This is a genomic window from Cupriavidus sp. 01L46, from assembly GCF_056399905.1.
Map to the genome: position 1 here is coordinate 1 of NZ_JBFTSF010000315.1, position 6,596 is coordinate 6,596.

Annotated in this window: 6 protein-coding genes and 1 tRNA gene; 5 read left to right on the forward strand and 2 right to left on the reverse strand. The window is 64.0% G+C overall.

Annotated elements, in window-relative coordinates; translation table 11 throughout:
- From AC1DS3_RS32790 to AC1DS3_RS32800, 3 genes are all read left to right on the forward strand, one after another.
- On the forward strand, window positions 1-251 hold a 251-nt coding region (locus tag AC1DS3_RS32790), incomplete at its 5' end, for a hypothetical protein (RefSeq protein WP_477128795.1).
- An 88-nt stretch (window positions 252-339) separates the two neighbouring features.
- Complete coding sequence (locus AC1DS3_RS32795) at window positions 340-1,884, forward strand: methyl-accepting chemotaxis protein (RefSeq protein ID WP_441640367.1); 1,545 nt, start codon at window positions 340-342, stop codon at window positions 1,882-1,884.
- A gap of 385 nt (window positions 1,885-2,269) precedes the next feature.
- A complete protein-coding gene (locus AC1DS3_RS32800) occupies window positions 2,270-3,508 on the forward strand; it encodes a cation:proton antiporter domain-containing protein (protein WP_477128796.1) in 1,239 nt (412 codons plus the stop codon).
- Between the two features lie 23 nt (window positions 3,509-3,531).
- On the opposite strand, the gene AC1DS3_RS32805 is transcribed toward AC1DS3_RS32800, so the two are convergent.
- Window positions 3,532-4,437, reverse strand: a complete 906-nt coding sequence (locus tag AC1DS3_RS32805; RefSeq protein ID WP_477128797.1) for a LysR family transcriptional regulator — start codon at window positions 4,435-4,437, stop codon at window positions 3,532-3,534.
- Between the two features lie 124 nt (window positions 4,438-4,561).
- On the opposite strand from AC1DS3_RS32805, the gene AC1DS3_RS32810 reads away from it, so the two are divergent.
- Window positions 4,562-5,665 (forward strand): YeiH family protein, encoded by a 1,104-nt coding sequence (locus AC1DS3_RS32810; protein WP_441640370.1) that lies wholly within the window; start codon window positions 4,562-4,564, stop codon window positions 5,663-5,665.
- 48 nt (window positions 5,666-5,713) lie between these two features.
- On the opposite strand, the gene AC1DS3_RS32815 is transcribed toward AC1DS3_RS32810, so the two are convergent.
- A tRNA-Leu gene (locus tag AC1DS3_RS32815) sits at window positions 5,714-5,800 on the reverse strand.
- 208 nt (window positions 5,801-6,008) lie between these two features.
- Between AC1DS3_RS32815 and AC1DS3_RS32820 the strand changes: the two genes are divergently transcribed.
- Window positions 6,009-6,350, forward strand: a complete 342-nt coding sequence (locus AC1DS3_RS32820) for a hypothetical protein (RefSeq protein ID WP_441640371.1) — start codon at window positions 6,009-6,011, stop codon at window positions 6,348-6,350.
- Window positions 6,351-6,596 lie beyond the last annotated feature (246 nt).

Genomic DNA, 6,596 nt, shown 5'->3' on the forward strand with positions numbered 1-6,596 from the left:
CTCCCTCCTCCTTCCCCCTCTTTTTTTCCCCTCAAATTTTCGCCCGATTGCGTATCTCGACTCTTTTTTGTCGTTTATCCTCTTCGATTTTTAGGACAAGTCCTAATATCGTCGCCTATTTTTGCGTTATTTCCCAATTTTGCTTCAGCAATTCACGCGGCTGCCGTAAAGGCGGGTGTGAGGGTCGTCCAAAAGACGGCTCGCCGGATTCCGAGATTGTTGCAAGCGCGCTTCCAAAACAGACTGCCTGACCCCGTTCCCGTTGCCCACGGGCGTCATTTCATCGTCCACCTTTATTGGAGAATCGGTGCGCGCCTTCGCGCGCGCCGACATTGCGCCATGAACATCACTCAACGCCTGTTAGGCACCTTGTCGCTGGCCCTGCTTGCCATGCTTGCCGTCGGAGTCGGCGGCATCTGGCAACTCCGCGAGTCGCAGGAGCGCTTTACCTACTTCAAGGACAACACGCTCGCCAGCGTGCGCACGCTGAGCGACTTGCGCGATACCGTCAGTACCATGCGCGTTTCGCTCTACCACTATGCCTTGTCCCCGGAGGCGAGCAGCCGCTCGGAGGCGGTGGCGGCTTTGGCAAAGGCGGACGAGGTTTTCGACGACACAGTCGCGCACTACGAGCGCAGTGATATCTCCGATGAGACCGACCGCAAGCTGCTGGAGGCGGATCGCGCCGCGATCAAGCAGTATCGCGCGGAGCGGGGGCGCTTCCTGGAGCGGTTTGCTGCCGGCGATGCAGAAGGCGCGCGGGGCATGCTGATGGGGGGCTCGCTCTTTGTMGCGGCCAAGGCGCTGCGTACCGCCATCAACGAGCACGTGGCGTATAACGCGGGTCTGGGCGAGCAACTGGTTTCGAGCAACGCCAAGGCGTACACGCTAGCCTTGACGATCTTTTCGGCGATTATTGCCGGCGGCTTTCTTGTCACGGGCGCAATGGGCTATTCGCTCTATCGGCGCATCCATGTCAGCCTGGCGGAGATCGAGCAGACCTTGCACTATGTGAGCAAGTCGCTGGACCTCGATCGCCGCGCTTCGGTGCGCAATGAGGATGAGATCGGACGCACGGCGGTCGCCTTCAACCAATTGATCGAGCGCGTAGCGTCGGCGCTGCGTGAAGTCCGCTTGTCGACCGATTCGGTGAGCACGGCTGCCCACCAGATTGCGGCGGGCAATGCTGACTTGTCCACGCGCACCGAGCAGCAGGCCGCGTCGCTGGAGCAGTCGGCCGCCAGCATGGAGGAGCTGACCGCGACGGTGCGGCAAAATGCCGACAATGCACGCCAGGCCAGCAGCCTGGCGGATTCCGCCGCGGATGTGGCCGAGTATGGCAGCACGGCCGTGCAGCAGATGGTGGAGACGATGGGCGCGATCAGCACCAGTTCCACCCGTATCGCGGAGATCACGACCTTGATCGAAGGCATCGCGTTCCAGACCAATATCCTGGCGCTCAACGCTGCGGTCGAAGCTGCGCGCGCTGGCGAGCAGGGCCGTGGCTTTGCGGTCGTGGCTGGCGAGGTGCGCAGCCTGGCTCAGCGTTCGTCCAGCGCGGCGAAGGAAATCAAGGACTTGATCGACACCTCGGTCGACACGGTCCGACAAGGCTCGGCGCAGGCCGAGGATGCGGGCAAGACCATGGGTGAGATTCGTCAGGCCGTGCGCCGCGTGTCCGACATCATCGGCGAGATTGCCGCAGCCTCGCGCGAGCAAAGCACCGGGATCGAGCAAGTCAATCAGGCCGTCGGGCAGATGGACCAGGTCACGCAGCAGAACGCGGCTTTGGTGGAGCAGGCGGCAGCGGCCGCGCAATCGCTGGAAGAGCAGGCCGACAAGCTGCGCGATACCGTGGCGACGTTCCAGTTGGCCGGGAGGTAGGACTTCAGGGTGGCGGGATGGCGCAGCGGCGGCGAGCTTCCGCGGCGATGGGGGCACATCTTGCCCCGATTCCGCGCTTTGCCATTGTGGTGATCGTGTTACATTCCATGTTGTAGTCTTCACGGGGCGTTCAGGGGATATCCGACCTGAACGGCGTGCCATCGTCGTCCGCTTGGACTCATGCCGCGCTTTTCGCCTCCAGGCTGCCGTAAAACTCCCGTTCCCGTTTTCCCTCAATCAGTGCGGTACCTCTCGGCCTGTGCCCGGCGTTCAACGCCGCAGCGCTGCCCAGAGGTCGCTTTGTGGTCCCCGCCATACGGCCGCTGGGGGCGGGCGGGTTGTCCAGTCACCGCCGCCATGGCCAAGCACGAGGAACCCAGAACGCATGCATCACGCTACCCCGCTCATCAGCACCATCGTCGGCGGTCTCGTCCTGGCGTTTATATTGGGCGCGCTGGCCAACCGGCTAAAGCTCCCGCCGCTGATCGGATACTTGTGCGCGGGCATCGTGGTCGGCCCGTATACGCCGGGCTACACCGCGGACCAGGCGCTGGCGCCGGAACTGGYGGAGCTTGGCGTGATTCTGCTGATGTTTGGGGTTGGCTTGCATTTCTCGCTCAAAGACCTGATGGCGGTGAAAACGATCGCCATTCCGGGGGCGGTGGTACAGATCGGCATTGCTACCTTGCTCGGGATGGGCGCGGCCTGGGGCTTTGGCTGGGACTGGGGGCCCGGCCTGGTCTTCGGGCTGGCACTTTCGGTGGCGAGCACCGTGGTGTTGCTCAAGGCTTTGCAGGAGCGCGAGCTGGTGGAGTCGCCGCAGGGCCGGATCGCGGTGGGCTGGCTGATCGTGGAAGACCTGGCCATGGTGCTGACGCTGGTGCTGCTGCCGGCGCTGGCGGGCCTGCTTACGCCGTCCGCAGATGCCACGGCGTCAGGCGCGGCGGCACCGGACTCGGGCGACATCGTGTTCGCCGTGTTCGCTACCCTGGGCAAGGTGGCCGCCTTCGTCGCGGTGATGCTGGTGATCGGCCGTCGCTTTATTCCCTGGATGCTGGAGCGCATCGTCTGGACCGGGAGCCGCGAACTGTTCCGTCTGGCGGTGTTGGCAACGGCGCTCGGCGTGGCCTTTGGCGCGTACTCGCTGTTCGGCGTGTCGTTTGCGCTTGGTGCAYTCTTTGCCGGCATGGTGCTGGCGGAGTCGGAGTTCAGTCACCGCGCGGCAGAGGAGTCGCTGCCCCTGCGTGATGCGTTCGCCGTGCTGTTCTTTGTTTCGGTCGGCATGCTGTTCAACCCGATGGTGCTGATCAACGACCCCTGGGGCGTGCTGGCCACGCTGTTCATCATCGTGGTGGGCAAATCGCTCGCTGCGCTTTGCATCGTTCGGGTGTTCGGGCATTCCACCCGTACCGGCATGACCATCGCGGTCAGCCTGGCCCAGATCGGCGAGTTCTCCTTTATCCTCGCGGGCCTCGGCGTCTATCTGAAGATCCTGCCTGAGCGGGGCCACGCCCTGATCCTGGCAGGCGCATTGCTGTCCATCGTCCTAAACCCGCTGCTGTTCCACCTGCTCGATCGCTATACCGCCAAGCATGCGGGCGAAGCGGATCCCCACCCCGCATGAGTGCATGCAGCGGCCCGTGCCGCTCACTGGCTGGTCGCCGCGGCATCGCGGCGAAGATACTCCGTAAAGGCTAGCAGGCCCTGCGTAGGGTATTTGTCCTGGTGAACCACGAGATGCAGCGGCCTCACCACGTCGGGCAGGCCATCGCGCAGCGCCACCAGTGTGCCGCGCTGCAATTCGTCTTCCACCACCTGCAGCGACAGGCAACTCACGCCATAGCCGCTCATCACCGCACGCTTGATCGCTTCGGAGTTGCCCAGCTCCAGCGCGAAGCGCAACTCGCCCAGCAGTGGTGCCAGCCGCTGTTCGATGATCTCCCGCGTGCCCGAGCCGGGTTCGCGCACGACCCAGTCGGCGTCGCGCAAGGCGGCCAGATTGCCAGGGTAGCTTGCGAGCGGGTGTGACGGGCTGACCACCACCACCATCACATCGTCCCGCCAGTGGGCGCTGCGCAGGTCGCGCTCGTGGCATGTGCCCTCGATCAGCCCGATGTCCGCCTCGAAATGCAGCAACGCTTGCAGGACCTCGCGCGTGTTGCCGATGCGCATGTCGAGCGCGCAGGGCCCGCTCTGCGCATGTCGAAAGCCCGCGAKCAGGCCCGGCAGGATATAGCTGCCGATGGTGTTGCTGGCGGCAATGCGCAGTTGCACCCCGGGTTGCACGGTGAAGCGCTCGAGTTCCTGTGCCTGGTCCAGCAGCGACAGCGCGCGCGGGAAAAACAGCCGGCCGGTCTCATTGATGCTCAGGCGACGCGCGACCCGGTCAAAGAGGGCGCCGCCCAGCGTGGCCTCTAGATCCGCCAGTGCGGCGCTGACCGCGGATTGCGACATGGCCAGCGCATCGGCCGCAGCCACGGTGCTGCCGTGCTGCGCCACAGCGACGAAAACGGAGAGTTGGCGCAGGGTCAGGCGGAGCGGGCGATGAGTCATATCTGTAAAACAGGTAATGTATAGCGATATTACCTGTTTTACAGATTTCCGCCTGCTAAGTACGCTTCGGACATATTCAATATGCGCCCCGAAGCCCCCCGGCGTTACGGGCAGGACCCCCGCCATGTCTTCCATTCAATCGTCCGCAGTTGCCAATCTCGGCGCCGAACCTCCCTCGTGGCCGACCCGGGTCTTGACGCTGGTGCCGCTGGGCTTCATTGCCTGGCTGGCCATGGTGCTCTCGGCGCACCCGGCGGTCTCGCATCTCGGCATGAGCGCGCTGACGCTGGCCATGTTCGCCGGCATGGTGGCGGGCAATACGCTGCCGCAACGCTGGCTCACCCCGCTTGCGCCGGGCATGCAACTGGCGCGTCAGCAACTGCTGCGCCTCGGCGTGGCGTTGTATGGCCTGCGTCTCACATTCGGCGCGATTGCCGACCTGGGCCTGGCAGGCGTGCTGGTGCCGCTGGCCATGCTGGTCTCGACCATGCTGCTAGGCATCTGGATCGGTTCTTCTCTGCTGGGACTAAGCCGCCGGGAAGCCATCCTCGTCAGCGCGGGCAGCGCCGTATGTGGCGCCGCGGCGGCCATCGCGGTGGCTTCGGTGGTGCGCACCGACGACCGCCAGACGGCCGTTGCCGTGGCCACGGTGGTGCTGTTCGGCACGGCTGGCATGCTGCTGTATCCCTATCTGTTCGAGCTGGCCACGCAGCATTGGCACCTTGCCATCAGCGAGCGCACATTCGGCATCTACACTGGCGCCACGCTGCACGAGGTGGCACAGGTCATCGCCTCGGGCAAGATGGTCAGCGATGCCACCGCGGATGCCGCCGTGGTGACCAAGATGGTGCGCGTGTTGGCGCTGGGCCCGCTCTTGCTGGTGCTGGCGCTGTGGCCGAAGGCCGGCATCGGGCTCGAGGAAGAAGGCAAAGGCGAGAAGGCGGCGGGCGGGCGTCCGTGGGGTGCCATCCTGAAGGCGATCCCGTGGTTTGCGGTGGGGTTTGTGGCGGTGATGGCCGTGCATTCGGCGGGCCTTGTGCCCCAGGACTGGAAGCCCGCTCTGCTGGCCTTCGACAATTGGCTGCTTGCCTGCGCGATGCTGGCAATTGGCTTGCACACCCGCATCGGCACCTTGCTGCGCGCCGGGCGCAAGCCCCTGGTGCTGGCAGGCCTGCTGTTTGTGTTCTTGGTGTGCGGTGGCGCGCTGTTGTGTGCGGCGGTGGCCTGAGTGCGCAATACCGGGACAGGGGAGGGTGCCGCCGGGGAGGGTGGGTGCTGGTGCGGCCGACGGGGGTCGAACCCGTAAGCCCGTAAAGGCGGCAGATTTTAAGTCTGCTGAGTCTACCAATTTCTCCACGGCCGCACGGCAAGCCCGATATTGTGGTCGGTTGGGCGCGGTGATGCAAGCTCCGCGCGGGATTTGCACCGTGGGCAGTCAGGTGGGTGGAGGCCGCGTGTATATGTGTCGTTTGTTACTCCTGGTAACAATGTAACGTTCTCGGTTTCACCTGCAATTTTCCAGGAACCTACAATACTCTTATCGAATAACGCATTTGCAAGAGGCAAGGATCATGAAACGTTGGTGGCTCGCAGGACTCGCTTTGCTTGGGGCGCTGGCATCCGGTGCGGCAATGGCCCATGTGAGCGTTGGTGTGGCGATTGGGGTGCCTGGCGTTGTGGTCGGCGGCCCGGCGTACTATCCGCCGCCAGCCTATATTGCCGCGCCGCCCGTGGTCATGGCACCTGCCCCTGTCTACTATGGACCGCCGCCGGTTATCGTGCAGCCGGCTCCGGTCTACTACGGTCCGGGGCCTGGCTATTACGGCCCGCGCTACTACGGCCGTGGCTACTACGGTCGCGGCTACTATGGGCGGGGCTACTACGGCCCCGGACATGGCCGCCATTGGCGATAAGCATGAACGACCTGCCTCGCGCAGGTTGGTAAAAGGGGCCCTGCGGGGCCCTTTCGTTTTTCAGGCGCAGCCTTGGGAGGCAAACTGTAGGCGGCAATCCGGACATGGTTCCACTGTTACCGGTAGGGTCAAAAAATTTGAAGAGACAGGTCAAACCGTCTCTCATATTCTTATTAGGGTTTCCACCTATACTGCTGCTGTGACGCCGTGATGACAAGATTCCGCAATGCTTCATCATCCGGCGCC

Excerpts from the sequence above, each read along its gene's own strand:
- AC1DS3_RS32810 (WP_441640370.1), top strand. The coding sequence starts at position 4,562 with ATGTCTTCCATTCAATCGTCCGCAGTTGCCAATCTCGGCGCCGAACCT.
- AC1DS3_RS32820 (WP_441640371.1), top strand. The coding sequence starts at position 6,009 with ATGAAACGTTGGTGGCTCGCAGGACTCGCTTTGCTTGGGGCGCTGGCA.